The sequence below is a fragment of the Actinocorallia populi genome (assembly GCF_002995495.1).
Taxonomy (GTDB): Bacteria; Actinomycetota; Actinomycetes; order Streptosporangiales; family Streptosporangiaceae; genus Actinocorallia; species Actinocorallia populi.
Genome location: NZ_PVZV01000007.1, coordinates 245,079 through 271,006 on the forward strand (window position 1 = coordinate 245,079; position 25,928 = coordinate 271,006).

Sequence of the window (25,928 nt, forward strand, 5' to 3'; positions counted from 1 at the left end):
GTCCCGTGGAGCGTTCCGGCCCCGCCGCCCGCCCGCGGTGAACGATTGTTTACCCTGGCGGGGTGAACAGACGTGCACCCTCCCTCGTCACCGCCGTCCTCGCCTCCTGCGGCATCGTCGTGGCCCTGATGCAGACGATCATCCTGCCCCTGCTGCCGATGCTCCCCGGGCTGACCGGCTCCTCGCCGGAGGACGCGAGCTGGACGGTGACGGTGACGCTGCTGAGCGGCGCGATCTGCACCCCCCTGCTGGGCCGTGCCGGGGACATGTACGGCAAGCGCAGGTTCCTGCTGTGGTCGCTGGCCGCGGTGGCCGCCGGGTCGGTGGTCTGCGCGGCCACCGCCTCCCTGCCGGCGCTGGTCGCCGGAAGGGCCCTGCAGGGAATGGGCCTGGCGGTGATGCCGCTGGGGATCAGCATCCTGCGCGACGAGCTGCCCCCCGAACGGGTGCCCGCCGCGGCGGGGCTCATCAGCTCGACCATCGGCATCGGCGCCGCGATGGGGCTCCCGGTCGCCGCGTTCGTCATGGAGTACGCCGGCTGGCGGGTGATGTTCTGGGTGAGCGCGGTGATCGGCCTGCTGGCGCTCGCGCTCGTCCGCTGGATCGTTCCCGAGTCGCCGGTGCGCTCGCCCGGCCGGTTCGACGTGAGGGGGTCGGCCGGGCTCACCCTCTTCCTCCTCTGCCTGCTGCTGGTCGTCAGCAAGGGCGGGACGTGGGGGTTCACCGCGCCGCCCACCCTCGCCCTGGCCGCCTGCGGGCTGGTCGCCGCGACCGGGTGGGTCCGCCACGAGCTGCGGGTGCCCGACCCGCTGGTGGACCTGCGCTCGGCCGTCCGCCCCGCCGCGCTCGCGGCGCACCTGGCGGCGCTGTTCGTCGGCTTCGCCTTCTACGCCAACACGCTCTCGACGGCGCAGCTCGTCCGGGAGCCGGCGAGCACCGGCTACGGGCTCGAGCTGTCGATCATGGCGACCGGGCTGTGCCTGCTACCCGGCGGCCTGTGCCTGGCGCTGCTGTCCCCGGTCTCGGCGCGGATCTCGGTCAGGTGGGGGCCGGGGACCACGGTCGCCCTCGCATCGGGGCTGCTGGCGGTAGGCTATGTGGTCCGCTTCTTCACCAGTCACGAGCTCTGGACCATCATCGTGGGATCCACCGTCGTCGCCATGGGCGCGGGCCTGGCCTACTCCGCCCTGCCCGTGCTGATCATGCGGGCGGTGCCGGTCGGCGAGACCGCCGCCGCCAACGGGCAGAACGTGCTGATGCGCTCGATCGGGCAGGCCGCCTCCAGCGCGGCGGCCGCGGCGGTCCTGGCCCACCACACCGCGGGCGGGCGGCCGACGCTCGAGGCCTACCTGCTGGTCTTCCTGATCGCCGCGGGAGTGTCGCTGGCCGCCCTGGCCACCGCGCTGGCCGTGCCGCGCCGGGCGCCCGAGCCGGTCCCCGCGGCGGCATGAGCGACTCCGGCCGGGACGCCATCCTCCGCGCGGCGCGGCGCGCCTTCGCGCTGCGGCCCTACGCGGCGGTCACCCTGCGCGGCATCGCGGCGGAGGCCGGGGTCAGCGCGGCGCTGATCGTCAAGCACTTCGGCGGCAAGGAGCAGCTCTTCGACGCGGTCGCCGACTTCGGGCCCGACGTCGACCTGCTGCTGTCGGTGCCCAGGGAGCGGCTCGGCCGCCACCTGGTGGAGACCGCGCTGGTCACCCGGCGGACCGGGGCGCCGCCGCCGCTGCTGCGCGTCATCTTCGGGATCGCGGCCGGGGACGAGCGCGCCCTGCTGGCCGAGCGTTTCCGCGAGCAGGCGACCGCCCGGCTGGCCGCGCTGCTGGAGGGCCGCGACGCCCGGTTGCGCGCGGAGCTCGTCGTCGCCCAGTTCCTGGGGCTGAGCACCGTGCTCGTCATCCACCGGGACGGCGCGGCCGCCGCCGCCGACGTGGCGCGGGTCGCGGAGCTCTACGCCCCCGGCGTCCAGCGCCTCATCGACGGCGGGGCGGACGGGGACGGATGACCCGCGCCGGCCGCCCGTCCCCTGCTCATCAGGCGGTCACCAGGGCCTCGGCCCGGGTGAGGGACCGCACGATCTCGCCCGCGCGCACCGCGGTGTTGGACAGCAGGGTCGAGCTGAGCCCGTGCGTCCGCTCCGTGGCGCCCTGCAGGTAGATGCCGCAGCGGACCTCGGGCCCGGTGGCGATGCGGTAGTCGCGGCCCACGTCGGGCCCGCCGTCCGGCAGCCGCGCGCAGTGCCCGGCCAGCTCGCCGAGCATGGCCAGCGCGTCGCGGCTGCGGTAGCCGGTGGCGCACACCAGGGCGTCGGCCTCCAGGACGGTGCGCTCGCCGGTGGGCAGGTGCTCCACCACCGCGCGCACTCCCCCGTCGTGCCCGGTCAGCCCGGTCAGCCGGGAGGCGTTGAGGATGCGCAGCCGTTCGACGCCCTGGACCTTCTCCTGGTAGACGCGCCGGTACAGCTCGTCGATGAGCTCCAGGTCGACCACCGAGTAGTTGGTGGAGCCGTGGTAGTCCAGCAGCATCCGCTTCACGTCCTCGGGCGCGTGGTGGAACTCGTCCACGGCGGCGGGGTCGAAGATGCGGTTGGCGAAGGAGCTGTCGTCGGCGGGGGTGTAGCCGTACTTGGCGAACACCGCGCACACCTCGGCGGCGGGGTAGCGCTGGTGCAGGTGGTCGACGACCTCGGCGCCGCTCTGGCCCGCGCCCAGCACCAGCAGCCGGCGCGGGGAGTCCAGCTCGGGCAGCCGCCGCAGCAGCTCGTGGCTGTGCCAGACGCGGGCGCCGGGCTCGATGCCCTGCGGCACGACCGGCTCGAGCCCGGTGGCGATGACGAGGTTGCGGGCGCGGCGGGTGGTGACCGCCTCGCCCTGGCGGACCACCACGTCGCACGCGACGACCGTCCCGTCCTCGGTCACGGGGCGGACGGCGACCACCTCCGAGCCGTACTCCACCTGGCCGGTGAAGCGGTCGGCCGCCCACTCCAGGTAGTCGTGGAACTCCAGGCGCGAGGGGAACATCGTCTTGTGGTTGATGAAGTCGGCCAGCCTCCCGCGCTCCTTCAGGTAGTGGAGGAAGGAGTACTCCGAGGACGGGTTGCGCATCGTCACCAGGTCCTTGAGGAAGGAGACCTGCATCGTGGTGCCCTCGATGAGCATCCCCCGGTGCCAGCCGAACCTGCTCTGCCGCTCGAGGAAGACCGCGTCGAGCTCCGCCGCCTGCTCGCGCAACGCTATGGCCAGGGCGAGGTTGGAGGGACCGAAACCGATTCCCACCAGGTCGTGGACGTGCTCTGTTGCGGTACTGGACATGGGCGCCCCTTCATGGACGGGCCGAAAGAACTTAGGCAAGCCTTACGAAGGTAAGCCTTACCTACATTCCAAGTCCAGTAGGCGCGATCATTCTTCGTCGTTGGCGGCGCCGCCCGCGCCCACGAGACGGGTGTTGGCGCCCGCCGCCTTCCACCGCTCCTCGAACCCCTCCAGCATCTTGATGGACTTGCGCGTGACGACGCCCGGGACCAGGGGGCGCACGACCCGCAGGGCCGGCAGCCACCACTGGCCGTACACCTGCGGGCGGCGGCGCAGGAGGCCCGCGACGAGCCGGTCGACGGTCGGCTCCAGGGGGTAGGTCCTGCCCCCGGGGTAGGGCATCTTCGCGCGCATGTCGCGCAGCACGACGTCCTGGTCGGCGCCGCGCACCATGTCGGTGTCGGTCCAGCTCAGGTAGCCGACGCCCACGCCGACGCCGTGGACGGCGACCTCGGCGCGCAGCGAGTGCGCGAAAGCCTCGACGCCGGACTTGCTGGCGCAGTAGGCGGCCATCATCGGGACCGAGACCAGCGCGGCCAGCGAGGCGACCTGGAAGAAGTAGCCCCTGGACTCGCGCAGCGCGGGCAGGAACGCCCGCGCGGTGCTCGCGCTGCCCATGAGGTTCACCTGAATCACCCGGTTGAAGGTGGCAGGGTCGGAGAACTCCACCGGGCCGCCGGTGGCGACGCCGGCGTTGGCCACCACGATGTCGATCCGCCCGAAGCGCTCCTTCACCTCGGCCGCCACCACGGCCAGCGCGGCGTCGTCGGTGACGTCCACCGTCCAGAAGGCGGCGTCGGGGCCGCACTCCCCGGCCACCCTGGCCAGCTCTCCCGGCTCCAGGCCCAGCAGCGCCACCTTGATCCCGCGCTTCGCCAGCTTCTTGGCCATGAGCTCGCCCAGACCCCGGGCCGCCCCGGTCACCACCGCTACCGTCATCACTGCTCCTGATGTTTCCAGTTCCAACTGGGACATTCAGGAGAGTAGACGATGTGTCTAATCAGAGCCAGACCAGCGGTCCAACTCAGCCCGGATCCGGCGGTCCATCGCCCGCCCGAAGTGCTCGTCGGCGACCGCGCGCACCACCGGCTTGAGCTTGCCCACCGTGGCCACGAGGTCCTCCGAGTCCATCAGGTGGGTGCGCGCCAGCTGGACGACCGCGAACGCCATGCGGTCGAAGGCCGCCTCCAGCTCCCAGCTCACCGCCAGCACCGACCGCAGCGGGACGCCCGCCCGCACCAGCTCCACCGTGGCCTCCAGCAGCCGGGTGCTGGAGAGCACGTACCGCTCGCCCTCGACCCGGACGTAACCCAGCTCCACCGCCTCGGCCAGCAGCTCCGGGGTGAACTGGCGGCCGAACAACCCGTCCAGCTCCTCGGCCGTCAGCGCGGCGGGCCTCCCCTCGGCCCACGGCTCCTCGGCCGCGGCGGCCAGGCCGATCAGCTCGGTCACCTCGCGGCCCTCGTCGGCGGCGGCCAGCAGCTCCTCGATGCCGTCCAGCCGGTACCCGCGCTCCAGCAGCCGGGCGATCAGCCGCAGCCGCTCCAGGTGCGCCCGCGAGTACCAGCCCACCCTGCCCTGCCTGCGCGGCGGCGGCAGCAGCCGCCGCTCCTGGTAGTACCGGAGGGTGCGGACCGGCACCCCTGCTTCCCGTGCCAGCTCCTCGATGCGGTACTCATCCACGTCGCGACCCTAACCGACCCCCGGCGCCGGTACGCTGCCGTGCGTGAGTCACGAAGTCAGCGTGGTGGTGCGCTACCGCAAGGCCGTCACCTACGGGGTGCACGCGCTGCTCGCGGCCCTGCAGGCCTCGGGCGTCGAGTGCGAGCTGCGCTACGGCACGAGCCCCGAGGAGACCGCCGCGGAGATCGCCGCGAGCGGCGGCGACCGGGTGCTGGTGCTGTGGTCGTTCTACTCGCCCGACGCCGAGGCCATGGCGGCCGAGCTGGCGGCGGTGCGCGCGCTGGCGGACGGGCCGCACGTGCTGCACATCGCAGGTGGCGTGCACGCCACCGCCGAACCCCAGCACGTCCTGGACTCCGGCTGGGACCTCGCGGGCATCGGCGAGGGCGAGTCGACGATCGTCTCGCTGGTGACCGCGCTGCGCGAGGGCGCCGAACCGACGACGGTGCCGGGCCTGGCCGTGCGCGACCACGACGGGGTGGCGCTGCGCACCCGTCCCGCGCCCCAGCTGCCCCTGGACGCCTACCGCTCCTTCCCCTCGGGCGCGCGCCGGCACGTCGGGCCGATCGAGCTGACCCGCGGCTGCCGCTACACCTGCCGCTTCTGCCAGACGCCGTTCATGTTCGGCGGGCAGTTCCGGCACCGGTCGGTGGAGGGCGTCGTGGCGCACGTCCGGGGCATGCGGGAGGAGTTCGGGCTGCGGGACGTCCGGTTCATCACCCCGACCTCGCTCTCCTACGGCTCGCCGGGCCCCGACCCGGACCTGGACGCCGTCGAGGAGCTGCTGTCGCGCGTCAAAGACGAGCTGCCGGAGGACGGCCGGATCTTCTTCGGCAGCTTCCCGTCCGAGGTGCGCCCCGAGCACGTCACCCCCGAGGCGATGCTGATGCTCAGGAGGTACGTGGCCAACGACAACATCATCATCGGCGCGCAGTCCGGCTCGGACAGGATCCTGGCCGCCTCGGGCCGCGGCCACGGCGCGGGCCCGGTGCGCGACGCCGTGCGCATCGCCGTCGAGCACGGCTTCCGCCCGAACGTCGACTTCATGTTCGGCATGCCCGGTGAGGACGCCGCCGACCAGGACGCCTCCCTGCGCCTGGCCGACGACCTCGTCGACCTGGGCGCCCGCATCCACACCCACACCTTCATGCCGCTGCCCGGCACCCCCTGGCGCGACGCCGACCCGGCCTTCATCCCCGTGGAGACCATGCGCAGGCTCGACCGCCTCGCCCAGCGCGGCGAGGCCTACGGCCACTGGCGCCGCCAGGCCGAGCACTCCACCCGCCTGGCCGAGACCGCCAAGGCCTACCCCCGCCGCACCAGGCGCCGGCGCACCGACGGCTGAACCGGGCCGCTACAGCCCGGCGAAGCGGAGCTCGAGGCCGTCCAGGAGGGCCAGGAGGCCGGTCTCGAAGGCGGACCCGTCGATCTCCTGCTGGCGGTCGGCCAGGAGGTGGGCCTGGTCGAGGTGGGGGTACTCGCCGGCGTAGACGGCGGCGTCGTCGGGGAAGCCGCCGGCGAAGGAGCCCAGGGCCGAACCGATGACGAAGAAGCGCATGAGGGCGCCCACGCCGGTGGCCTCGCGGCGCGGCCAGCCGGCGTCCACCAGGCCGCCGAAGACGGCGTCGGCGACGCGGAGCATGACGCGGCGGTGGCGGCCGGGGCCGCGGGCCAGGACGGGCACGATGTTGGGGTGGGCGGCCAGGGCGGCGCGGTAGGAGTGCGCCCAGGCGTACAGGGCGGCGCGCCAGCCGGGCTCGCCGCCGGGACGCAGCCCCTCGAACATCGACAGGTCCACCTCGGCGAGCACGGTGTCGGTGACGGCGTCGAGGAGCTCGTCCTTGGTGGCCACGTGGTTGTACAGGGAGGGGCCGCTGACGCCGAGCTCGGCGGCGAGCCGCCGGGTGGAGACCGCCTCCAGGCCCTCGGTGTCCAGCAAAGCCAGCGCCGCCTCGACGATGCGTTCACGGCTGAGCAGCGGCTGACGTGGCCGGGCCAAGGTCTCCCCCTCTGCGGACGACGGAAGCGTTCATTCTGGCAGCACCCGAGAACCTTGCAGCGCTAGTTTCTTTGTTCTACCATCGGCGGCACCTGTGACTTGCACTGCTAGTTTTCCGCGGGGCTCCCTCCCCGCCCCCCGACGGAGGAGCATGCCGACATGAGCGCGACGCTTTCCCTGGCCAGCGTCCTGGCCGAATCCGCCCGCCGCCGCCCGAGGCAGACCGCGCTGATCCAGGGCGACCTGCGGCTGACCTACGCCGAGGTGTGGGAGCGCGCCCGAGCCCAGGCCGCGGCCCTGGTCCGGCTGGGGGTGCGGCCCGGGGACCGGGTCGCCCTGCTGTGCCCCAACACCGCGGAGTTCCCCCTGGCCTACTACGCGGTGCTGGCCGCCGGAGGCGTCGTGGTGCCCGTCCACCTGCTGCTCACCGCCCCCGAGATGGAGCACGTGCTGCGCGACAGCGAGGCGACGGTGCTGCTGTGCCACCCGCTGTTCGCCGAGGTCGCCGCGCAGGCCGCCGAGGCCGTCGGAACACGGGTGTGCTCGCTGGGCCGGGGCCCGCTGCCCGGCACCGACGGCAGCCTGCCCGACCTCGCCGGGACCGTCGAGCCGCTGCAGACCTTCGTCGGGCGCGCCCCGGAGGACCCGGCCGTCGTCTTCTACACCAGCGGCACGACCGGGCGGCCCAAGGGCGCGGTGCTCAGCCACCTCAACCTGGTGATGAACGCCACGATCAACGCCTTCGACTCCCACCCGGTGCGGCCCGGCCAGGTGGCGCTCGGGGCCCTGCCGCTGTTCCACATCTTCGGGCAGACGGTCAGCCTCAACTCCACCTGGCGCGCGCTGGGGACGCTGGTGCTGCTGCCGCGCTTCGACCCCGCGCAGGCGGTCGAGCTGATGGTCGCCGAGGACGTGACGATCTTCCACGGGGTGCCGACGATGTACTTCGGGCTGGTGGAGGCCGCCAAGAACGCCTCCCGGCTGCCGGAGCTCGAACTGTGCGTCTCCGGCGGCGCCGCGCTGCCCAGGACGATCCTGGAGTCCTTCGAGACCGCTTTCGGCACCCCGGTGTACGAGGGGTACGGGCTGTCGGAGACCTCGCCCACGGCCGCGGTCAACCAGCCGCTCTTCGGGACGCGCGCGGGCACCGTCGGGCACGCCATCTGGGGTGTGGAGGTGGAGATCGCCGCCCCCGACCGGCCCGACGAGATCGAACTGCTGCCGGCCGGAGCGCTCGGCGAGATCGTCATCCGCGGCCACAACGTCTTCACCGGCTACCTGGGCAACCCCGAGGCGACCACCGCGGCCCTGGTGGACGGCTGGTTCCGCACCGGCGACCTGGGCACCAAGGACGCCGACGGGTTCGTCACCATCGTCGACCGGCTCAAGGACATGATCATCCGCAGCGGGTTCAACGTCTACCCCACCGAGGTGGAGGAGGCGCTGCTGGCCCACCCGGACATCGCCGAGACCGCCGTCATCGGGCTGCCCGACCCGGTGACCGGCGAGGAGGTCTGCGCGGTCGTCGTCCCGGCGCCGGGCGCCCTGCCCGACGCCGACGAGATCATCGCCTTCGCGCGGGAGCGGCTCGGCCGGCACAAGTACCCGCGCCGCGTCGAGTTCGCCGCCGAGCTGCCCCTGGGCCCCAGCCACAAGGTGCTCAAGCGCGAGCTGCGCCGCCGGTACCTCTGACCTCCCCGCCCCGGCGGATCAGGGCGCCAGGTCCACCAGCCCGCCGAGGGCGGCCCGGTGGCGGTGGGCTCCCCCGAACGCCGCGGACAGGCTCTTGGCCCGCTTCAGGTAGAGGTGGGCGGGATGCTCCCAGGTGAAGCCGATGCCGCCGTGCAGCTGGACGCACTGCTCGGCGGCGTGGACCACGACCTCCGAGCAGTGCGACTGGGCGATCGCCACCGCTACGGGGGTGTCGGGGCCGCCGCTCGCGACGCAGTCGGCGGCGTGGCGGGCGACGGCCCTGGCCTGGGCGACGGCGACCCACAGGTCGGCCAGCCGGTGCTTGACCGCCTGGTAGGAGCCGATGGGCCGGGCGAACTGGTAACGGGTCCTGACGTAGGCGACGGTGGTCTCCAGGCACTGCTCGGCGACGCCGAGCTGCTCGGAGGCCAGGATCGCCGCGCCGACCGTCAGAGCGCGCCCCACGGCCTGCGTACCGCCTATCCTGCGGCCCCGCGCCCCGCCGAAGTCCAGGTCCGCCAGCGGGCGGGTCCGGTCGAGGGTGGTGAGCGGGGTGCGGGTGACGTCCGGGGCGTCGTAGGCGTACAGGCCGTCCTCCTGCGGCAGGAGCAGGACGTCGGCGGCGAGCGCGTCGGCCACGCCGGTGACCTTCCCGTCCCGCGCGGGGCGCTCCGGAGAGCCGTAGGGCACCGCCAGGGTGGCGACGGCCTCACCGGCCGCGACGGACGCGAGCAGGTCGCGGTCGTCCGAGGCCAGCAGCGCGGCCACGCCCAGCACCGCGCCGCCCAGGAACGGGACGGGCGCCACGGCGCGGCCCAGCTCCTCGGCGACGACGGCGGTCTCGCGCCAGCCCGCGCCGGAGCCGCCCAGTTCCTCGGGGACGGGCAGGCCCGCGCAGCCGAGCTCCCTGCCCAGGACCCGCCACAGGCCGGCGTCGTGGGTCTCGTCGCGCTCGGTCCAGGCCAGGACGTGCTGCCAGCCCGCCCGGTCGGCCAGCACCCCGCGGAGCCCGGCCCGCAGCTCCTCTTCGACTTCGCCGTAAAGCAGCTCGCTCACCGGGGCAGGTCCTTCCACGGGGTGTCCTTGTCGACCCGGTGCTCGCCGGGCAGGCCGAGCACCCGCTCGGCGATGATGTTGCGCAGGATCTCGGAGGTGCCGCCCTCGATCGAGTTGCCCTTGGCGCGCAGGTAGCGGTAGCCGGGCGAACGCCCGGCGAAGTCCACGGTCTCGGGGCGCCGCATCGTCCAGTCGTCGTAGAGCAGGCTCTCGTCGCCGAGGAGTTCCAGTTCGAAGCCGGTGAGCCGCTGGTTCAGCTCGGCGAAGGACAGCTTCATCGCGCTGCCCTCGGGGCCGGGCTCGCCCTGCGCGAGCTGCTGGCGCAGCCGCTGCCCGGTGAGGCGGACGACCTCGGCCTCCACCCACAACCGCAGCAGCCGGTCGTACAAGGCGGGGTCCCGCAGTTCGGGACGCTCCCGCCACGCCTGGGAGACCAGTCCGAGCACGCCCGCCTCGCGCGGCACGGCCTGCCCGCCGATGGCGACCCGCTCGCTCATCAGTGTGGTGTTGGCGACCTTCCAGCCGTCGCCGACCGCGCCGAGCCGGTGCGCGTCGGGGATGCGCACGTCGGTGAGGAAGACCTCGTTGAACTCGGCCTCGCCGGTGATCTGCCGCAGCGGGCGCACCTCGACACCGGGCGCGGTCATGTCGCAGACGAAGTAGGTCAGGCCCCGGTGCTTGGGGACCGACGGGTCGGTGCGGGCCACGAGCAGCGCCCAGCGGGCCCGGTGCGCCAGCGACGTCCAGACCTTCTGCCCGTTGACGACCCAGCCGTCGCCGTCGCGGACCGCGCGGGTGGCCAGACCCGCCAGGTCCGAGCCCGCGCCGGGCTCGCTGAACAGCTGGCACCAGATCTCCTCGCCCGTCCACAGCGGGCGCAGCCAGCGCTCCCTCTGCTCGGGGGTGCCCACCGCGAGGATCGTCGGGGCGGCCATGCCCAGGCCGATGGCGTTGCCCTCCGGCCGGTTGCTCGGCGTGCCCGCGAACGCCTTCTCCACCTCGCGCTGCGACTCGCGGGGCAGTCCGAGGCCGCCGGCTCCCTCGGGGAAGTGCACCCAGGCCAGACCGGCGTCGAACCGCGCCCGCAGGTACTCCAGCGGCTCCATGCGGGTGTGGTCGTGCTTCTCGCGGAACTCCGCGACGCGTGAGCGCAGTTCTTCCGGCGTCATGGCGTCACCGCCATGTTCGCAAGGATCCGCCCGGCCAGCTCCCGGTCGCCCTCGACGACCGCCTTCGCCTCTCCCGGAGCGCACCGGCCCGCCGCCAGTTTCACGTAGTCCTCCCAATCGAGCGTTATCCGCGTCGTGGGCTCCGCGGGCACGTCACCCAGAACTCCCCGCCCGTTCCCGTCCACCACGACCCCCACGGAGTACTCGCGGGCGCCGGTGATCTCGAAGGCCACCGACTCCCCCGGTTCTGCCCCCGCCCTCCTTCCGACGACGAAGGGCAGTCCGGGCAGCAGCACCTTCCAGGTGGCGGCTCCGGCGAGCGAGTCCAACCCGCCGGGGCGCCCCGTCGCGCGGCGGATGTCCTGTTCGTGGATCCAGCAGTCGAAGGCACGGAACATCATCAGCCGGGTGTAGTCGCCGGGCTTGCCGTCCGGCTGGGGCGCCTCCGCCGCGGGGTCCACCTCCCGCAGCATCGCCAGGCGCCGCTCCAGAACCGCCTTCAACTGCTCCAGCACCTGCGCGCCCGGCAGCGGGCGCCGGACGTCCACCCCGATCTCCACCATCCGCCCCAGCTCGTTCTGCACGTGCGGCAGGTCGGGCAGGTCGTGGGCGGGCAGCGGATCGCCCAGGAAGAGCTCCTCGGCGCTGACCAGGTGCGACACCATGTCCTTGACGGTCCAGCCGGGGCAGTCCGTCGGCAGTTCCCACTCGGCGTCCGTGAACCCCTCCGCCAGGCCGATGACGGCCCGGACGGTCTGTTCGAAAGCCGCTGTGTTCTCCTCGAATGCGGGTTGCATGCCGTCGAACCTGCCACGCCAGAAGTCACTTACGCAATGGGGTGTTTCATCCGGAGATCATGGTGGGTAAGGCCTGGGGCACCCCCCGGTGCGCGCACGTACGACGACACGCGATCCGGACGGGGGGCCGCTTGCGCTGGGCCACGGTCATGCCGATCCTCGCCGTGTGCGCGCTGGCGCTGGCATGGGGCCGCGTCCCCACGGGGGTCTTCGTCTTCGTCCTGGCGATCCTGCTGGCCGGGGCCGTGCTCGCCGCCGTCCACCACGCAGAGACCGTCGCCCACCGGATCGGCGAGCCGTTCGGCGCGCTGACCCTGGCGCTCGCGGTGACCGTCATCGAGGTCTCGCTGATCATCAGCGTGATGATCAGCAGCGGGGAGGAGGCGGCGACCCTGGCGCGGGACACCGCCTTCGCCGCCGTCATGATCTGCACCACCGGCATGGTGGGGCTGTCCCTGCTGTTCGGCACGATCCGCGGCCGCACCGCGGTCTTCAACGCCGAGGGCGCCGGCGGCATGCTCGCCACCGTGGCCTCCCTGGTCACGCTGACCCTGGTGCTGCCGTCCTTCACCACCACCCAGCCGGGGCCGCGCTTCACCCCGTCCCAGCTGGCCTTCGCGGCGGTGGCCTCCCTGGTGCTGTACTCCCTGTTCGTGCTGACCCAGACCCTCCGGCACCGCGACTACTTCCTGCCGGTCACCCGGGAGGGCGAGATCCTGGACGACAGGGAGGGCGACCACGCCGACCCGCCCTCGGGCAGGCAGGCGCTGATCAGCCTCGGCCTGCTGCTGCTCGCGCTGGTCGCGGTGGTCGGCCTGGCCAAGACCGAGTCCCCGGTCATCGAGACCGCGGTGCGCAAGGCCGGGCTGCCGCACGGCGTCGTCGGGGTCGTCATCGCCCTGCTCGTCCTGCTGCCCGAGACGCTGGCGGCGGTGCGCGCCGCGCGCCGGCAGCGGCTGCAGACCAGCCTGAACCTGGCGCTCGGCTCGGCCACCGCCAGCATCGGGCTGACCATCCCGGCGATCGCGATCGCCTCGATCTGGGTGGAGGGCCCGCTCATCCTGGGCCTGGGCTCCACCCAGCTGGTCCTGCTCGTCCTCGCCGTCGGCGTCGGCGTCTCGACCCTCACCGTGGTGCCGGGCCGAGCCACCCTCCTGCAGGCCGGCCTCCACCTGGCGATCTTCGCGGCCTTCCTCTTCCTCACCTTCTTCCCCTGACCGCGGTCCGGCGGGTCAGAAGTCTCCCTCGGCGACCTGGAAGACGGTGAGGCCCAGGGCCCGCCAGGCCTCCACGACCTGGTCGCGGTCGTCCAGGACGAAGGCCACGTCGTAGGCGTCGCGCACGTGGGCGTCGAAGAGCTCCACCTTGACGATGGAGTCGCGGCGGTTGTCGCCGTGCGCGCGCATGTGCAGCGCGTCGAACGGGACGGCCACGTGCTTCTTCAGCCACGTCTCGGTCTCGGCGCGGCAGGCGTCCGAGCGTCCGGACAGGAACACCACCCGGTGGCCCGCCGCGTGCATGGCGCGGATGACGGTGATGACGGGGGCGTTCGGGAGGTCCTGGTGCACGAGGGTGTGGTCGTAGGGGCCGCGTCCGGAGATGATGGCGGTGGTGCCGTCGATGTCGACCAGGACGGCCTTCGGCGTGCCGGATTTGGGTTCGTAGGGCACCAGCCCGGCCGGAGGGCTCTCTTCGGGCAGCGGCAACGGCAGTTTCCTGCCCGCGAGGAACCGCAGGTGCAGGTCGCGGATGCGCTCCTCGCCGACGGGTGCCGCGCGTGCGGCGTCGCGCTCCAGGCACGTCTCCAGCGGTACATGGGTGAAGTCGTGCACCTCGAACTCCGCGCCGGCCCGCAGTGCGAGCTTCGCCAGGGCCCGGGCGTTCCACTGCGGCAGGTTCGTGTCGTCGCAGACGACGTCGTAACCGCTCCGGAGGAGGCGGGTGAGCGCCTCGTCCCGGACGGCCAGGACCCGCTGCTCGGTCACGCCCTTGAGGTACGTGCCGTCGTCGAGCATCCGGCGCAGCTCGTCGCGGTTGACCCGGACGCGGTGCTCCCGGTCCTCGGCGGCCCAGCCGCGGGCCCAGGTCGTCTTTCCGGAGGCGGGCAGGCCCCGGGTGATGTGCAGGGTGGGCATGTCAGGAGACGTCCTCGGAGTGGGAGAAGGGGCGGTCGTCGCCGGAGGGCTTGAGCGTCTGCCAGATCCGCTCGGACGGGTCCTGGCCGTCCAGGACCTTGAAGAGCCAGCCGCGCAGCGGGGATCGCAAGGCCACGGCCGCGTAGTCCTTGCGGCTCCAGCCTTCGGGCAGCGCCGCGACGATCGCCGCGTGCTCGGCCTCGATCCGCGCCAGCAGCTCCCGTTGCCGCTCGGCGAGGTCGTGCGCGAGCGCGTTCACCCAGCCGTGGAACTCGTCGGGCAGCTTCTCGCAGATGGCCGCGGTGTCCTCGCCCGCGCCCAGGCGCTCCCACACGACGCGCGCGTTCAGGCCGGTGATCAGGCGGTGCAGCGCGAGGTAGTCCTCCTGCTTGAGCTTGACCATGAGGTCGCCGCGGCCGGGGAGCCGCACGATCAGCCCCTCGGCGCCGGGCCGGGGCGGGGCGGCCAGCGCCTCCCGCAGGGTCCGGTAGGCGAACGTCTCCACGGCCGGGCCCGGCCAGCCGTCCACCTCGACCACCCGGCCGGTGGCGATCTCCACGCCGCCGAGCAGCACCAGGTCGTCCAGGCCGCCGTAGTCGCAGACGATGCGGTTGGCGGGGTAGATGATCTCGAAGAGGCAGGTGACGCCCTCGGGCACCTTCATCCTGCCCTCGTACCGCTCCCGCCAGACCGCCGTGGCGTGCAGCGCCTGGTCGCTGGCGAACGAGCCCCGCGTGGCGACCGCGTGCCCGTCCGGCGTCGGGTAGAGCAGGCCGAGCGAACCGTCCGCCTTGTCGGAGACGACCGCGGGGTCGTCGAGGTCGAAGGAGCCTTCGGGGTACTCGGCGTAGTTGAAGAACTTGGGGTAGGGACGCGCGGCGATCCGGCCGTCCCGGTCCACCACCAGGCCGCGGCAGAGCCGGGTGACCTCGGTCCAGGCGCGCTCGTACTGGGTCTTCTCGGTGTAGTTGAGAATCCGCAGCGGCAGCTCCGGGTGGGTCTGCTCCTTGACGTATCCCCCGGCCACCGCCTCCGCCAGCCGGACGGGGTCGAGCAGATCATCGATGTGGGGACGCATCCCGCAATAGTGCCGCAAATGCCGCCTTTAGATCATCCGATTAATCCCCTGCGCCCTGCCGGCACCGCCTGCCGAGCGGCGGGCGATCGAGTAAGATCACGGCACTTTCCCGGAAGGCGACCCCATGCGCACAGGTGCCGCGACGCTCGTCCTCGGCGTCGTCCTGATGAGCACCGCATCCTCGGCGCAGGCCGTCCCCCGCGCCCCGGGCGCCGAGCTGGCGGTGCACGTCACGGTCCTGTCCGGCGAACCGCGGCGGGGCGCGCCGGTCGAGGCGCAGGCCTGGGTCTCGGCCCCCGGCGCCACCGCGGAGAACGTCGTGCTGTTCCTCGCGGCCGGCTCCCGCGGCGAGGTCCGGGTCTCCGGGGGCTGCGCGCCCGCCGTGCCGGGCCACTGCAGGCTCGGCGAGGTGGACTCCGCGGGGACGACGGTGCCCTTCACCGTCGAGGTGCCCTCGGGGGAGGCCCCGCTCACCCTCGGCCTCGGCGCCTTCGCCTGGGCCGACGGCATGTGGCCCGCGGGGGACCACACCCGGATCACGTTCGCGCCGGCGGTGCCCGGGAGCACGCCCTCGCCGTCCCCCGCGGCCTCCGAACCGCCGCCTCCGCCCGCGGCCCCCGTGGCGGCCTCTCCCGCCCCCACCGACCTGCTCGGCCTCCCTCAGGTGCCGGCCCAGACGCCGGCCCGGACGCCTCCGCAGGCCTTCCCGGCGGACGGCGCCGGACCGGCGGGACGTCCGGCCGCCCCGCAGCCCGGAGCCTCGACCACGCTCGTCGTCGCGGAGGAGCCCGGCGCGGGGCAGAGCATCCGGCTGGGGGTGCTGCTGGCCGCCTGCGTCCTGGCCAGCGCGCTGGCGCTCCGGCGCGGCGCGCGCATCCGGCGGCGGTCCGGAGGGGGCCGGGGGCCGGACGTCAGGACTTGGTGACCTCGACCATGTCGAAGTCCTCCTTGGCCGCGCCGCAGTCGGGGCAGTTCCAGTCCTCGGGGATGTCCTCCCAGCGGGTGCCCGGGGCGATGCCCTCGTCCGGCCAGCCCTGCTCCTCGTCGTAGATGAGGCCGCAGACCAAGCACTCCCAGGTCTTGTACACCATCACAGCTCCTCGAAGTCGATCCTTCCCCGAACCGGTCGGTCCGGGGCAGCACCCATCATCGAGCACAATGACCAGGAAAATCCCTACAATTGATCTTCCGCAATGATCACATTTGCCGCGGGGGCCGCGCCGCCGTACCGCCGCGGATCAGCCGGTGGCCGCGGACGCCTCGTCGAGCAGGGACAGGTCCCGGGCGGTCAGCTCCAGGCCGGCGAAGGCCAGGAGCGGGGGCAGCTGCTCGGGGGTGCGCGCGCTGGCCAGCGGGGCGGCGACCGTCGGCCGGCCGGCCAGCCACGCCAGCGCCACCGTCGCGGGCTCCACGCCGTGCGCGGCGGCCACCTCGTCGAGCGCCTTGAGCACCTTCACGCCCCGCTCGGTCTCCAGGTGCCCGGCGACGGCGGGCGGGCGGCCGCTGTCGGCGGCGGCGCCCGGACGGTACTTGCCGGTGAGGAAGCCCGACGCCAGAGCGAAGTAGGGCATGCACGACAGGCCGTGCTCGGCCGCCAGGTCCGCGCGGGGGCCCTCGTAGGTCTCGCGGGAGACCAGGTTGTAGTGCGGCTGGATCGCCACGTACTTGGACAGGCCCTCCCGGTCGGAGAACTCCAGGGACGCCTTCAGCCGCTCGGGCGAGATGTTGGAGACGGCGATGTGGCGCACCTTGCCCGAGCGCACCAGCGCGTCCAGGGTGGTGATGATGTCCTCCACCGGCACGCTCTCGTCGTCGGCGTGCGTGTAGTACAGGTCGATGCGGTCGGTGCCCAGGCGGCGCAGCGACGCGTCCGCCGCGCGCCGGATCGTCTCGGGGCTCAGCCCCTTGAACTCGGGGTGCTGGCCGACCTTGGTGGCCACCACGATGTCGTCCCGGTTGCCCCGCGCGGCCGTCCAGCGCCCGATGATCTCCTCGGACTCGCCGCCGGTGTGCCCGGGCACCCACGCCGAGTACGAGTCGGCGGTGTCGATGAAGTTGCCGCCGGCCGCGGCGTAGGCGTCCAGGACGGCGAAGGACGTCTGCTCGTCGGCGGTCCAGCCGAAGACGTTCCCGCCGAGGTTCAGCGGGGAGACGAGCAGATCCGAGGTACCGATGCGATTCAAGGTCATGAACGCTCGAACCCCGTACGGCCGCCCGTCATTCCCCGTCGCCGGATCTTCCCCGCGGGCCGGTCTCAGGTGAGCTCGGCGGCCAGGAGGTCCATGAGGAGGCAGTCGTGCCAGGTGCCGTCGGGGCCGCGCTCGTACTGGCGCATCACGCCCACCGGGCGGAAGCCGACCTTGCCGTAGGAGGCGATCGCGGCGGCGTTGTCGGCGGCCGGGTCGATGATCAGGCGGTGGTGGCCGTGGTCCTCGACCAGATGCCGGGCCATGGTGCGCACGGCGTCGGTGCCCAGGCCCCTGCCCCGGATGCCGGGGTCGATGAAGACGTCGAGCCCCGCGCTGCGGTAGTCGGGGTCCTTCTCCTGGTACCACTGGATCGCCCCGGCGACCCGCCCCTCGTACAGGATCGCGAACACCTCGACGTCCGGATCGGACAGACCGGCGCGCACCTCGGACTCGAGGTCGGCGCCGCCGCCCCACCAGCGCCTGACCTCCGGCTTCGCCCGGATGGCGGCCAGCTCCGGGACGTCGCTCCCGGTGGCCGGGCGCAGTGTCACCTTCTCCCCGCGCAGATCCATCTTTCCCCCGAAAAGTCCCGCCCGCCCTGGTTTCAGGCGAGCCTGATCCTGATGCCCACGGTGCCCTCGTCGCCGCGCCGGAGGCGGCTGCCGAACAGTGTCAGTGTGCCCAGCAGGCCGTACTTGCTGCGGATCAGCGTGCGGTAGGCGGCGGTGTCCTCCTCGCTGCACAGCTCGGCCGTGCCCGGCACCGCCTCGCCCGTGGGGTTGCCCCGCACGTCGCAGGGGGCGACCAGGACGTCGGAGCGGTTGCGGACGCGCTTGACCTTGCCGGAGTCCGCCACCGTCCAGACGCCCAGCGCGTCGCCGTCCCTGACGACCCACACGGGGGTGGGCACCGCCCGCCCGTCCTTGCGGTAGGTCGTCACCAGCACGTACTTCTCGCTCGCGAGCCGTACCAGCGGAGATTGGTCCATCCCCGCATCATAGATCTTTTCAGTCGGAGGCCAACCGGGCGTGCAGGTGGGTGTCGTGCAGCAGCCCGTCGCCGCCGCGGAACGACGAGCGGTGGACGCCCTCCAGCAGGTAGCCGTTCTTCTCGGCGACCCGGCAGGAGGCGTCGTTGCCCACCGAGTGCGCCAGCGTGATCCGCTCCAGGCCCAGGGCGCCGAAGGCCCAGCCCGTGACGCAGCGGACCGCGGTGGTGGCCGCGCCCCGGCCGCGCGCCCAGGAGGCGACGCGGTAGCCGATCTCGGCCGCGGAGTTCTCCCGGTCGAGGCGGAAGACCATCACGTGGCCGGCGTACCGCTCGGTGGTGGGCTCCAGGATCGAGAAGACGATCCGCTCCTCCCAGGCCGCCCATTGGCGCAGCTGCTCGCGGGCCCGCTCCTCGGTGTCCACCCCGTTGGTCCTGGGGGTGTACAGCCGCACGCCCGGGTCGGCCGACAGCTCCAGCAGGTCGGCGGCCTCGCTCTCGCGGGGCGGCCTCAGGTGCCACAGGCCCGCGGTGATCTCGGTGTGCTCGATCCCTTCCACGTCAGAGATTGTGCCATCACCGCCCGGCCTCCGGTACGGGCGTCCCGCCGCCGGGGGGATCCTGTTTCCGCCACGACCATTCCCTTCAGCTTTTTTCAGAGCAAAGACTTATACATAAGACATCTCTCTGGATACACCACAGAACGCGGCAGAAAAATCGCCGTACTTCCCGGACTTCATCTCGCCGCCACTACATCCCAGCATGTCAGGCACCACGGACAAAGCGGAACTATCACGACTCATACAGTTCGCCAGAGTACGTAGTTACTTGATCCATCCCTCGCGGAAAACAAGGCGCAGAATCCGGTATCTCTTTCGCGAGGCTCGGCCCGCCGCCCGCCGCCGACTCCTATTTTGAGAGGTCGCTAAAAGGAGGAAGCGGCATGTCGTCGACGACCACACGGGGCTGGCAGATCCCGGGTTACACCGAGCTCGGGGAACTGGGCTCCGGCGCCTTCGGACGGGTGATCCTCGCCGAGCGCAGGGAGGACCGGGAGCAGGTCGCGGTGAAGTACCTGTCGGAGCCCCTGGTGACCGACGAGCGGTTCCGGTCGGAGTTCCGCGCCGAGGCCCGGCTGCTGTCGGGCCTGGACTCCCGCCACGTGGTCAGGCTGCGCGAGTACGTCGAGACCCTCGACGGGGCGGCCATCGTCATGGACCTGGTCGACGGGGTGTCGTTGCGGCAGCTGCTGGACCGCAGCGGAGCGACCATCCCCGAGGCCGCGCTGGCCGTCCTCAAGGGGACGCTGCTCGGGCTGGCCGACGCGCACGCCGCGGGCGTCGTCCACCGCGACTACAAGCCCGAGAACGTGCTGGTCTCCAAGGCGGGCGTCTCCACGCTGGTCGACTTCGGCATCGCGGTGCGCTCGGGCAGCAGGCCCCGGGCCGCCGGGACCCCTTCGTACATGCCGCCGGAGTTGTGGGAGAACGGCGCGGCCACCCCCGCGGGGGACATCTACTCGGCCACCGCCGTGTTCTTCGAGTGCGTGACCGGCCGCCGGCCCTTCCGCGCCCCCTCCATCGAGGCGCTGGCCGTGCAGCACATGAAGGCGTCCATCCCCGACAAGGACGCGCCCGGGCCGGTGCGCTGGCTGATCCGGCGCGGGCTGGCCAAGGACCCGGTGGAGCGCCCGCAGAGCGCGGTGGCCTTCGTCGAGGAGCTCCAGGTGGTCGCCGAGGCCGCGTACGGCAAGGACTGGGAGCGCCGCGCCCTGTTCTTCCTGGCCTCCGCCGTCGCCACCGCGCTGAGCACCCCGGAGCAGAACCACACGGTGCCCGAGATCGGCGGGCCCGGCCAGATCTCGCACGTGGTGACCCGGCTCAGGGCCTCCCGCCCCTGGCGGCCGCCCCTGCCCGCCCTGCCGTCCCGCGCGGTCCTCGGCAGGACCGCCGGCGTCATCCTGGTCGGCGGGGTGCTGGCGGGCGGGGCGCTGGTCGCGGTGAGCCGCTCGGAGTCCGCCGACCGGCGGCCCCAGCCCGTCCCCACCTACACCAGCACCGACGAGGTCAAGCCGCCGTCGCCGGCCGCCCCCGCCGCCGCGCCGGGCCGTACCGCCACGGTGCCCGGCGTCGTCGGCCTGGGCCAGATCACCGCGCTGCAGCGCATCCGGGAGGCCGGGCTGGTGGCCCGGGTCGAGGGGGCCGGCTCCCGGCGGCCGCCCGGCACCGTCATCGCCGCCTCCCCCCGCTCCGGCTCGCGGGTCCCGCGGGGCTCCACGGTGACGCTCACCGTCGCCGAGGCCGCCCCCGGCGAGCAGGTGGGCGTCCCGCCGCTGCAGGGGCTCACCTACGAGGAGGCGGTCAGCGCGCTCAAGACGCTCAAGCTCGTCTCGGCCTGGACGGTCAAGGAGACCGACAAGGTGGAGCAGGGCCTGGTGCTCACCACCGACCCGCCGGCCGGGAAGCTGCTCGACCAGGGCGGCCGGGTGCTGCTCACCATCGCCAAGGCGCCGCCGCCCGCCAAGGTCAAGCTGCCGGACCTCGCCGGCAGGCCGGTGGAGGAGGCGGCCGCCGCCCTGCGGAAGCTGGACCTGAAGGTCTCCCGCACCCCGCAGAAGACCAGGGAGCACCCGCCGGGGCTGGTGCTCTCCAGCACGCCGGGCGCGGGCTCGACCGTCACCGCCGGCTCCACGGTGTCCCTCGTCGTCTCCCTGGAGCCCGACCAGGTGCTGGTGCCCGACGTCACCGGGCTGACCCCGGCGGAGGCCGCCGCCGCGCTGCGCCGGGCGGACCTCGGGGTGGTGCGCGCGACGCGCGAGACCTCGGACGTGCCCGAGGGCAGGATCGTCGCCTCCACCCCGGCGGCCGGGCAGCCGGTCGACCCCGGCAGCAGGGTGACCGTCCACGTGGCGCGGGCGCCCCGCGTGCAGGTGCCGTCGGTGCGCGGGCTGGGCTGGGAGGAGGCGGCGCGGCAGCTGAGCGCGGCCGGGCTCGAGCCGGTCCGCCACCCGGTGTCCAGCGATCTGGCCGAGGGCACCGTGCTGGGCACCGACCCAGCCGCCGGCGTCCATGTCTCCCCGGGCTCGCGGGTGACCGTCGACGTCGCCAGGCCCGCGCCCGTGACGGTGCCCGACCTGTCGGGGATGAGCGCGGAGCGCGCCCGGGCCGTGCTGCGCGACAGGGGCCTGGCCGCCCAGGCGAGCGGCGCCGACTGCGCGGGCTGCACCGTGGGAGGCCAGTCGCCCGCCGCAGGCGCCGCCGTGGCCAGGGGGTCCGCCGTCACCTTCACCCTGGTCGCGCCGCCCAGCGACAAGCCGACGCCCAGGCCCGAGCCGGAGAAGCCCGACCCGAAGCCGTCGGACACCCCGCCGGCCACCGAGCCGGCGGGGTGACGGGACGCGGGCGGCGGGTCAGACCACCGCCGCCCGCACGCAGCAGACGGCGGGCAGGTGCGCGGCGACGGACGTCCAGGTGCCCCCCTCGTCTCCGCTGGCGAACACCTCGCCGGACCTGGTGCCGAAGTACACGCCCGCCGGGTCCGCGTCGTCGGCGCACATCGCGTCGCGCAGGACCACCTGGTAGAACGGCTCCCGCGGCAGGCCCTCGGTGAGCGCCTCCCAGGAGGATCCCGCGTCCTCGGAGCGGAACACCCGGCAGCGCCGGTCGTACGGGTAGCGGCCCCGCTCGTCGCCGTTGACGGGGAAGGTGTAGATCACCCCGGAGCGGTGGGGGTGGGCGACCATGGCGAACCCGAAGTCCCCCGGCAGGCCCTCGGCGATGGACTTCCAGGCCGCTCCCCCGTCGTCGGAGCGGTAGACGCCCTCGTGGTTCTGCAGGTAGAGCCGCTGCGGGTCGCGGCAGTCGCGCGCGACCTTGTGCACGCACTGGCCGAACTCCGGATGGCGCTCGGGCAGGAACGTGGCCTGCACGCCGGTGTTGGACGCCGTCCAGGACGCGCCGCCGTCGCGGGTGAGGTACACCCCGCCCGTGGACATGGCCACGAGCACCTCGTCCGGGTCGTGGGGGTGCGGCAGGACCGTGTGGACGGCCTGCCCGCCGAACCCCGCCTCCCAGCGCGGGCGGTGCGGGTGGTCCCACAGCGCCCGGACGAGCGCGAACGTCCGGCCGCCGTCGTCGGAGGTGAACAGGGCGGACGGCTGGGTACCGGCGTACAGGCGCCCGGTGGGGCCCTCCGCCAGCTGCCACACCCGCTCCAGCGAGGTGCCGGTGTCGTCAGGGAACACGGGACGGCCCAGTTCCGTCCAGGTGGCGCCCAGGTCGCCGGTGGCCGAGACGACCGGGCCGTAGACGGGGTCGCTCAGCCCGGCCAGCAGCCGGCCGCCGGAGAAGCAGAGGCTGTAGGCCTCCGACATGGGGTGCCTGGGCTCCGCCACCTCCCAGGTGCGGCGGTCTTCGCTCCGGGCCAGGAACAGGCCCTTGACGGTTCCGATGGCGAGCAGGACGGACATGGCGACCTCCCGGACGGGTTCCTTTCCGCCCGAGCCTAATCAGCGCAGCGCGCACAGTCCGCTACTTCGCGTGATCAGACGTTGCGCCGGTACTGGCCCCCCACCTCGAAGAACGCGTCGGTGACCTGCTGGAGGGAGCAGACGCGGGCGGTGTCCATGAGCTCGGCGAAGACGTTGCCGCCTTCGCGCACGACCTGCTTGAGGCGGGCGAGGGCCGCTTCGGCGTCCTGCCTGTTCTCCGCCTGGAAGCCGCGCACCCGCTCGAGCTGCGAACGCTTCTCCTCCTCGGTGGCGCGCGCCAGCTCGATGACGGGCGGCGAGGCCTGGGCGTCCGGGGAGCGGAAGGTGTTGACGCCGATGATGGGCAGGGTTCCGTCGTGCTTGCGCTGCTCGTAGAGCATGGACTCGTCCTGGATCCGGCCGCGCTGGTAGCCGGTCTCCATGGCCCCCAGCACGCCGCCGCGCTCGCTGATGCGGTCGAACTCGGTCAGGACCGCCTCTTCGACGAGGTCGGTGAGCCGGTCGATGACGAACGAGCCCTGCAGGGGGTTCTCGTTCATGGCCAGGCCCCACTCCCGGTTGATGATCAGCTGGATGGCCAGGGCGCGGCGCACCGATTCGGCGGTCGGGGTGGTCACGGCCTCGTCGTAGGCGTTGGTGTGCAGGCTGTTGCAGTTGTCGTACAGGGCGATCAGCGCCTGCAGGGTGGTGCGGATGTCGTTGAAGTCCATCTCCTGGGCGTGCAGGCTCCGGCCCGAGGTCTGGACGTGGTACTTCAGCTTCTGGGAGCGCTCGTCCGCGCCGTACCGCTCGCGCATGGCGACGGCCCAGATGCGCCGGGCGACCCGGCCCAGGACGCTGTACTCGGGGTCCATGCCGTTGGAGAAGAAGAACGACAGGTTGGGCGCGAAGTCGTCGACGTCCATGCCGCGGGCGAGGTAGGCCTCGACGTAGGTGAACCCGTTGGCCAGGGTGAAGGCCAGCTGGCTGATGGGGTTCGCCCCGGCTTCGGCGATGTGGTAGCCGGAGATGGACACCGAGTAGAAGTTGCGGACGCCGTTGGCGATGAACCACTCCTGGATGTCGCCCATCATCCGCAGGGAGAACTCGGTGGAGAAGATGCAGGTGTTCTGGCCCTGGTCCTCCTTGAGGATGTCGGCCTGCACGGTGCCCCGGACGGTCTGGAGAACGCGGGCGCGCACGGCCTCGGCCTCCTGCGCGTCCGGTTCGCGCCCGTGCTCCTCCCGGAAGCGCTCGAGGCCCTGATCGATCGCGGTGTTGAGGAAGAACGCCAGGATCGTCGGCGCCGGTCCGTTGATCGTCATCGACACCGACGTGGTGGGCGACGCCAGGTCGAACCCGTCGTAGAGGGCCTTCATGTCCGCCAGGGTGGCCACCGAGACGCCGGAGGTGCCGACCTTGCCGTAGACGTCGGGGCGGTCGTCGGGGTCGCGCCCGTACAGGGTGACGGAGTCGAACGCCGTCGACAGCCGCTTGGCCTCGGAGTCCGCCGACAGGAGCTTGAAGCGCCGGTTGGTGCGGAACGGGTCGCCCTCGCCCGCGAACATCCGGGCCGGGTCCTCGCCGTCGCGCTTGAAGGGGAACACCCCGGCGGTGAACGGGAAGAAGCCGGGCAGGTTCTCCGAGCGCAGGAAGCGCAGGAGGTCGCCGTGGTCGGAGAAGCGCGGCAGCGCCACCCGGGGGATCTTGTTGCCGGACAGGGACTCGCGGGTCAGCGCCACCCGCACCTCGCGGCCGCGGACCTGGAAGACGTACTCGTCGCCGGTGTAGGAGGCGGCGCGCGCGGGCCACTCGGCCAGCAGGAAGGCCGCCTCGGGCGCGACCTCGGCCTCCGCGGCCCGGGCCAGGATCTCCAGTTCCCCGGCGGACGGGGAGCCGGCGTCGGCCAGCACGGCGCGGGCGGTGTCCAGGTGCTGGACCTTGCGGACGGCCTCGGCCTGCCGCTCGGTCTCGGCGTGGTAGCCGCGGACGGTCTCGGAGATCTCCGACAGGTAGCGGACGCGGGCGGGCGGGATGATCTGCGCGGTGCGGGTGGAGGCCTTGACCTCCGCCCGGGGCAGCACGCCCGGCTCCGCCGTCAGCCCCTTTTCGGCCAGCAGGGCGAGGAGGTGCTGGTAGAGGGCGGTGACGCCGTCGTCGTCGAAGGTCGCGGCGCTGGTGCCGAAGACCGGCATGTCCTCCGGGCGCGCGCCGAACGCCTCGCGGTTGCGGATCATCTGCCGGGCGACGTCGCGCATCGCGTCGGCGGCGCCGCGGCGCTCGAACTTGTTGATCGCCACGACGTCGGCGAAGTCCAGCATGTCGATCTTCTCGAGCTGGGAGGCAGCGCCGAACTCCGGCGTCATCACGTACAGGGAGACGTCGACGTAGGGGACGATCGCCGCGTCGCCCTGGCCGATGCCCGGGGTCTCCAGGATCACCAGGTCGTGCGTCGCCCTGCAGGCGGTGATGATCTCCTCGATGTGGTCGGGCAGCTCCCGGCCGCCCCTGGTCGCCAGCGAACGGAAGAAGACCCGGTCCCCGTCCGCAGGCGGGCGGTCCAGGGAGTTCATCCGGATGCGGTCGCCCAGCAGCGCGCCGCCGCCGCGGCGCCGCGTCGGGTCCACCGCCAGCACCGCGACGCGCAGCTTGTCCTGCTGGTCGACGCGCAGCCGGCGCAGGAACTCGTCGGTCAGCGAGGACTTGCCCGAGCCGCCGGTGCCGGTGATGCCCAGGACCGGCACTGCGCGGGCCGCTCCCGCCGCCGCCAGCTCGGGGGCCTGCGGCCGTCCCCGCTGGAGGCAGGTGAGGGTGCGGGCCAGCGCGGCCCGGTCCCCCGCCAGCACCGCCTCGGCGGGCGCGGGCGCCGCCGACAGGTCCACGTCGCACTCGCGGACGAGTTCGTTGATCATGCCGGGCAGGCCGAGGCGCTGCCCGTCCTCGGGCGAGAAGATCCGCACCCCCGCGGCGGCCAGCCGCTCGATCTCCGCCGGGACGATCACCCCGCCGCCGCCGCCGAAGACCTTGACGTGGCCCGCCCCCGCCTCCTTCAGCGCCTGCCCCAGGTACTCGAAGTACTCCACGTGCCCGCCCTGGTAGGAGCTGACGGCCACGCCCTGGACGTCCTCCTCCACGGCCGCCGCCACGACCTCGCGCACCGAGCGGTCGTGCCCGAGGTGCACCACCTCGGCGCCCTGCGCCTGCAGGATGCGCCGCATGATGTTGATCGAGGCGTCGTGCCCGTCGAACAGCGCGGCCGCCGTCACGAACCGCACCGGGTGCTCCGGCCTGTGAAACTCCACCATGCGTCCTCCCGGGTGCCCGCCCCAATAACTTTGAAGTCTAATATTTGGAAGCTAAAATAATT

The 25,928-nt window shown here is 73.0% G+C and carries 23 protein-coding genes; 7 read left to right on the forward strand and 16 right to left on the reverse strand.

Annotated features, from left to right (window positions below; all coding sequences use genetic code 11):
• Positions 1-62: 62 nt before the first annotated feature.
• Both C2865_RS27885 and C2865_RS27890 read left to right on the forward strand, forming a co-directional pair.
• Positions 63-1,451 carry an MFS transporter gene (locus C2865_RS27885; protein WP_232835840.1) on the forward strand — a complete coding sequence of 463 codons (1,389 nt, stop codon included), beginning with the start codon at positions 63-65 and terminating at the stop codon, positions 1,449-1,451.
• Complete coding sequence (locus C2865_RS27890) at positions 1,448-2,002, forward strand: TetR/AcrR family transcriptional regulator (RefSeq protein ID WP_106401563.1); 555 nt, start codon at positions 1,448-1,450, stop codon at positions 2,000-2,002. The genes C2865_RS27885 and C2865_RS27890 overlap by 4 nt, the downstream gene beginning before the upstream one ends.
• Positions 2,003-2,030: 28 nt before the next feature.
• Here C2865_RS27890 and C2865_RS27895 read toward each other — a convergent pair whose 3' ends face one another.
• The 3 genes from C2865_RS27895 to C2865_RS27905 all read right to left on the reverse strand — a co-directional run bounded on the left by C2865_RS27895 (position 2,031) and on the right by C2865_RS27905 (position 4,991).
• On the reverse strand, positions 2,031-3,308 hold the full coding sequence (locus tag C2865_RS27895) for a lysine N(6)-hydroxylase/L-ornithine N(5)-oxygenase family protein (RefSeq protein ID WP_106401564.1): 1,278 nt from the start codon (positions 3,306-3,308) through the stop codon (positions 2,031-2,033).
• Between the two features lie 87 nt (positions 3,309-3,395).
• On the reverse strand, positions 3,396-4,247 hold the full coding sequence (locus tag C2865_RS27900; RefSeq protein ID WP_198653658.1) for an SDR family oxidoreductase: 852 nt from the start codon (positions 4,245-4,247) through the stop codon (positions 3,396-3,398).
• Positions 4,248-4,304: 57 nt separating this feature from the next.
• Positions 4,305-4,991, reverse strand: coding sequence for a MerR family transcriptional regulator (locus C2865_RS27905; protein ID WP_106401566.1), 687 nt, complete (start codon positions 4,989-4,991; stop codon positions 4,305-4,307).
• A gap of 43 nt (positions 4,992-5,034) precedes the next feature.
• Between C2865_RS27905 and C2865_RS27910 the strand changes: the two genes are divergently transcribed.
• Positions 5,035-6,336, forward strand: a complete 1,302-nt coding sequence (locus C2865_RS27910) for a TIGR04013 family B12-binding domain/radical SAM domain-containing protein (RefSeq protein ID WP_232835841.1) — start codon at positions 5,035-5,037, stop codon at positions 6,334-6,336.
• Between the two features lie 9 nt (positions 6,337-6,345).
• On the opposite strand, the gene C2865_RS27915 is transcribed toward C2865_RS27910, so the two are convergent.
• A complete protein-coding gene (locus tag C2865_RS27915) occupies positions 6,346-6,990 on the reverse strand; it encodes a TetR/AcrR family transcriptional regulator (protein WP_106401568.1) in 645 nt (214 codons plus the stop codon).
• Positions 6,991-7,149: 159 nt separating this feature from the next.
• Here C2865_RS27915 and C2865_RS27920 point away from each other — a divergent pair, with 159 nt between their 5' ends.
• Positions 7,150-8,682 carry a long-chain-fatty-acid--CoA ligase gene (locus C2865_RS27920; protein ID WP_106401569.1) on the forward strand — a complete coding sequence of 511 codons (1,533 nt, stop codon included), beginning with the start codon at positions 7,150-7,152 and terminating at the stop codon, positions 8,680-8,682.
• An 18-nt stretch (positions 8,683-8,700) separates the two neighbouring features.
• Here the strand turns inward: C2865_RS27920 and C2865_RS27925 are convergent, their stop codons facing one another.
• The 3 genes from C2865_RS27925 to C2865_RS27935 are packed head-to-tail and all read right to left on the reverse strand — an operon-like array spanning position 8,701 to position 11,704.
• Positions 8,701-9,738, reverse strand: a complete 1,038-nt coding sequence (locus C2865_RS27925) for an acyl-CoA dehydrogenase family protein (RefSeq protein WP_106401570.1) — start codon at positions 9,736-9,738, stop codon at positions 8,701-8,703.
• Positions 9,735-10,907 (reverse strand): acyl-CoA dehydrogenase family protein, encoded by a 1,173-nt coding sequence (locus C2865_RS27930; RefSeq protein ID WP_106401571.1) that lies wholly within the window; start codon positions 10,905-10,907, stop codon positions 9,735-9,737. Before C2865_RS27930 ends, C2865_RS27925 begins: the two co-directional genes overlap by 4 nt.
• On the reverse strand, positions 10,904-11,704 hold the full coding sequence (locus C2865_RS27935) for a maleylpyruvate isomerase family mycothiol-dependent enzyme (protein ID WP_106401572.1): 801 nt from the start codon (positions 11,702-11,704) through the stop codon (positions 10,904-10,906). The genes C2865_RS27930 and C2865_RS27935 overlap by 4 nt, the downstream gene beginning before the upstream one ends.
• A gap of 131 nt (positions 11,705-11,835) precedes the next feature.
• On the opposite strand from C2865_RS27935, the gene C2865_RS27940 reads away from it, so the two are divergent.
• The gene (locus C2865_RS27940) at positions 11,836-12,921 is read left to right on the forward strand and encodes a calcium:cation antiporter (RefSeq protein WP_198653659.1); all 1,086 of its coding nucleotides are present in this window, start codon (positions 11,836-11,838) and stop codon (positions 12,919-12,921) included.
• Positions 12,922-12,936: 15 nt separating this feature from the next.
• Here the strand turns inward: C2865_RS27940 and C2865_RS27945 are convergent, their stop codons facing one another.
• Complete coding sequence (locus C2865_RS27945) at positions 12,937-13,839, reverse strand: phosphatase domain-containing protein (protein WP_106401573.1); 903 nt, start codon at positions 13,837-13,839, stop codon at positions 12,937-12,939.
• A 1-nt stretch (position 13,840) separates the two neighbouring features.
• A complete protein-coding gene (locus tag C2865_RS27950) occupies positions 13,841-14,917 on the reverse strand; it encodes a T4 RnlA family RNA ligase (RefSeq protein WP_106401574.1) in 1,077 nt (358 codons plus the stop codon).
• Between the two features lie 124 nt (positions 14,918-15,041).
• On the opposite strand from C2865_RS27950, the gene C2865_RS27955 reads away from it, so the two are divergent.
• The gene (locus C2865_RS27955) at positions 15,042-15,842 is read left to right on the forward strand and encodes a hypothetical protein (RefSeq protein ID WP_106401575.1); all 801 of its coding nucleotides are present in this window, start codon (positions 15,042-15,044) and stop codon (positions 15,840-15,842) included.
• On the opposite strand, the gene C2865_RS27960 is transcribed toward C2865_RS27955, so the two are convergent.
• The 5 genes from C2865_RS27960 to C2865_RS27980 all read right to left on the reverse strand — a co-directional run bounded on the left by C2865_RS27960 (position 15,829) and on the right by C2865_RS27980 (position 18,653).
• On the reverse strand, positions 15,829-16,008 hold the full coding sequence (locus C2865_RS27960; protein ID WP_106401576.1) for a rubredoxin: 180 nt from the start codon (positions 16,006-16,008) through the stop codon (positions 15,829-15,831). The genes C2865_RS27955 and C2865_RS27960 overlap by 14 nt on opposite strands.
• Positions 16,009-16,155: 147 nt before the next feature.
• Positions 16,156-17,106 carry an aldo/keto reductase gene (locus C2865_RS27965; protein WP_106401577.1) on the reverse strand — a complete coding sequence of 317 codons (951 nt, stop codon included), beginning with the start codon at positions 17,104-17,106 and terminating at the stop codon, positions 16,156-16,158.
• Between the two features lie 65 nt (positions 17,107-17,171).
• Entirely contained in the window at positions 17,172-17,678 is a 507-nt protein-coding gene (locus C2865_RS27970; protein ID WP_106401578.1) for a GNAT family N-acetyltransferase, read from the reverse strand.
• Between the two features lie 32 nt (positions 17,679-17,710).
• On the reverse strand, positions 17,711-18,094 hold the full coding sequence (locus tag C2865_RS27975) for a PPOX class F420-dependent oxidoreductase (protein WP_106401579.1): 384 nt from the start codon (positions 18,092-18,094) through the stop codon (positions 17,711-17,713).
• Positions 18,095-18,113: 19 nt separating this feature from the next.
• The gene (locus tag C2865_RS27980; protein WP_157963932.1) at positions 18,114-18,653 is read right to left on the reverse strand and encodes a GNAT family N-acetyltransferase; all 540 of its coding nucleotides are present in this window, start codon (positions 18,651-18,653) and stop codon (positions 18,114-18,116) included.
• 383 nt (positions 18,654-19,036) lie between these two features.
• Between C2865_RS27980 and C2865_RS27985 the strand changes: the two genes are divergently transcribed.
• Complete coding sequence (locus C2865_RS27985) at positions 19,037-21,484, forward strand: PASTA domain-containing protein (RefSeq protein WP_106401581.1); 2,448 nt, start codon at positions 19,037-19,039, stop codon at positions 21,482-21,484.
• 18 nt (positions 21,485-21,502) lie between these two features.
• Here the strand turns inward: C2865_RS27985 and C2865_RS27990 are convergent, their stop codons facing one another.
• Together C2865_RS27990 and icmF are read right to left on the reverse strand one after the other, a co-directional pair.
• Positions 21,503-22,561, reverse strand: a complete 1,059-nt coding sequence (locus C2865_RS27990) for a WD40/YVTN/BNR-like repeat-containing protein (RefSeq protein ID WP_106401582.1) — start codon at positions 22,559-22,561, stop codon at positions 21,503-21,505.
• 74 nt (positions 22,562-22,635) lie between these two features.
• Positions 22,636-25,866 carry a fused isobutyryl-CoA mutase/GTPase IcmF gene (gene icmF, locus C2865_RS27995; RefSeq protein WP_106401583.1) on the reverse strand — a complete coding sequence of 1,077 codons (3,231 nt, stop codon included), beginning with the start codon at positions 25,864-25,866 and terminating at the stop codon, positions 22,636-22,638.
• Between the last annotated feature and the right edge of the window lie 62 nt (positions 25,867-25,928).

What these genes read in the sequence shown, in the direction of transcription:
- C2865_RS27890 (WP_106401563.1), top strand. Translation starts at nt 1,448, where the DNA reads ATGAGCGACTCCGGCCGGGACGCCATCCTCCGCGCGGCGCGGCGCGCC.
- C2865_RS27895 (WP_106401564.1), bottom strand. Translation starts at nt 3,308, where the DNA reads ATGTCCAGTACCGCAACAGAGCACGTCCACGACCTGGTGGGAATCGGT.
- C2865_RS27900 (WP_198653658.1), bottom strand. Translation starts at nt 4,247, where the DNA reads ATGACGGTAGCGGTGGTGACCGGGGCGGCCCGGGGTCTGGGCGAGCTC.
- C2865_RS27920 (WP_106401569.1), top strand. Translation starts at nt 7,150, where the DNA reads ATGAGCGCGACGCTTTCCCTGGCCAGCGTCCTGGCCGAATCCGCCCGC.
- C2865_RS27930 (WP_106401571.1), bottom strand. Translation starts at nt 10,907, where the DNA reads ATGACGCCGGAAGAACTGCGCTCACGCGTCGCGGAGTTCCGCGAGAAG.
- C2865_RS27935 (WP_106401572.1), bottom strand. Translation starts at nt 11,704, where the DNA reads ATGCAACCCGCATTCGAGGAGAACACAGCGGCTTTCGAACAGACCGTC.
- C2865_RS27945 (WP_106401573.1), bottom strand. Translation starts at nt 13,839, where the DNA reads ATGCCCACCCTGCACATCACCCGGGGCCTGCCCGCCTCCGGAAAGACG.
- C2865_RS27950 (WP_106401574.1), bottom strand. Translation starts at nt 14,917, where the DNA reads ATGCGTCCCCACATCGATGATCTGCTCGACCCCGTCCGGCTGGCGGAG.
- C2865_RS27955 (WP_106401575.1), top strand. Translation starts at nt 15,042, where the DNA reads ATGCGCACAGGTGCCGCGACGCTCGTCCTCGGCGTCGTCCTGATGAGC.
- C2865_RS27960 (WP_106401576.1), bottom strand. Translation starts at nt 16,008, where the DNA reads ATGGTGTACAAGACCTGGGAGTGCTTGGTCTGCGGCCTCATCTACGAC.
- C2865_RS27965 (WP_106401577.1), bottom strand. Translation starts at nt 17,106, where the DNA reads ATGACCTTGAATCGCATCGGTACCTCGGATCTGCTCGTCTCCCCGCTG.
- C2865_RS27970 (WP_106401578.1), bottom strand. Translation starts at nt 17,678, where the DNA reads ATGGATCTGCGCGGGGAGAAGGTGACACTGCGCCCGGCCACCGGGAGC.
- C2865_RS27975 (WP_106401579.1), bottom strand. Translation starts at nt 18,094, where the DNA reads ATGGACCAATCTCCGCTGGTACGGCTCGCGAGCGAGAAGTACGTGCTG.
- C2865_RS27985 (WP_106401581.1), top strand. Translation starts at nt 19,037, where the DNA reads ATGTCGTCGACGACCACACGGGGCTGGCAGATCCCGGGTTACACCGAG.
- C2865_RS27990 (WP_106401582.1), bottom strand. Translation starts at nt 22,561, where the DNA reads ATGTCCGTCCTGCTCGCCATCGGAACCGTCAAGGGCCTGTTCCTGGCC.
- icmF (WP_106401583.1), bottom strand. Translation starts at nt 25,866, where the DNA reads ATGGTGGAGTTTCACAGGCCGGAGCACCCGGTGCGGTTCGTGACGGCG.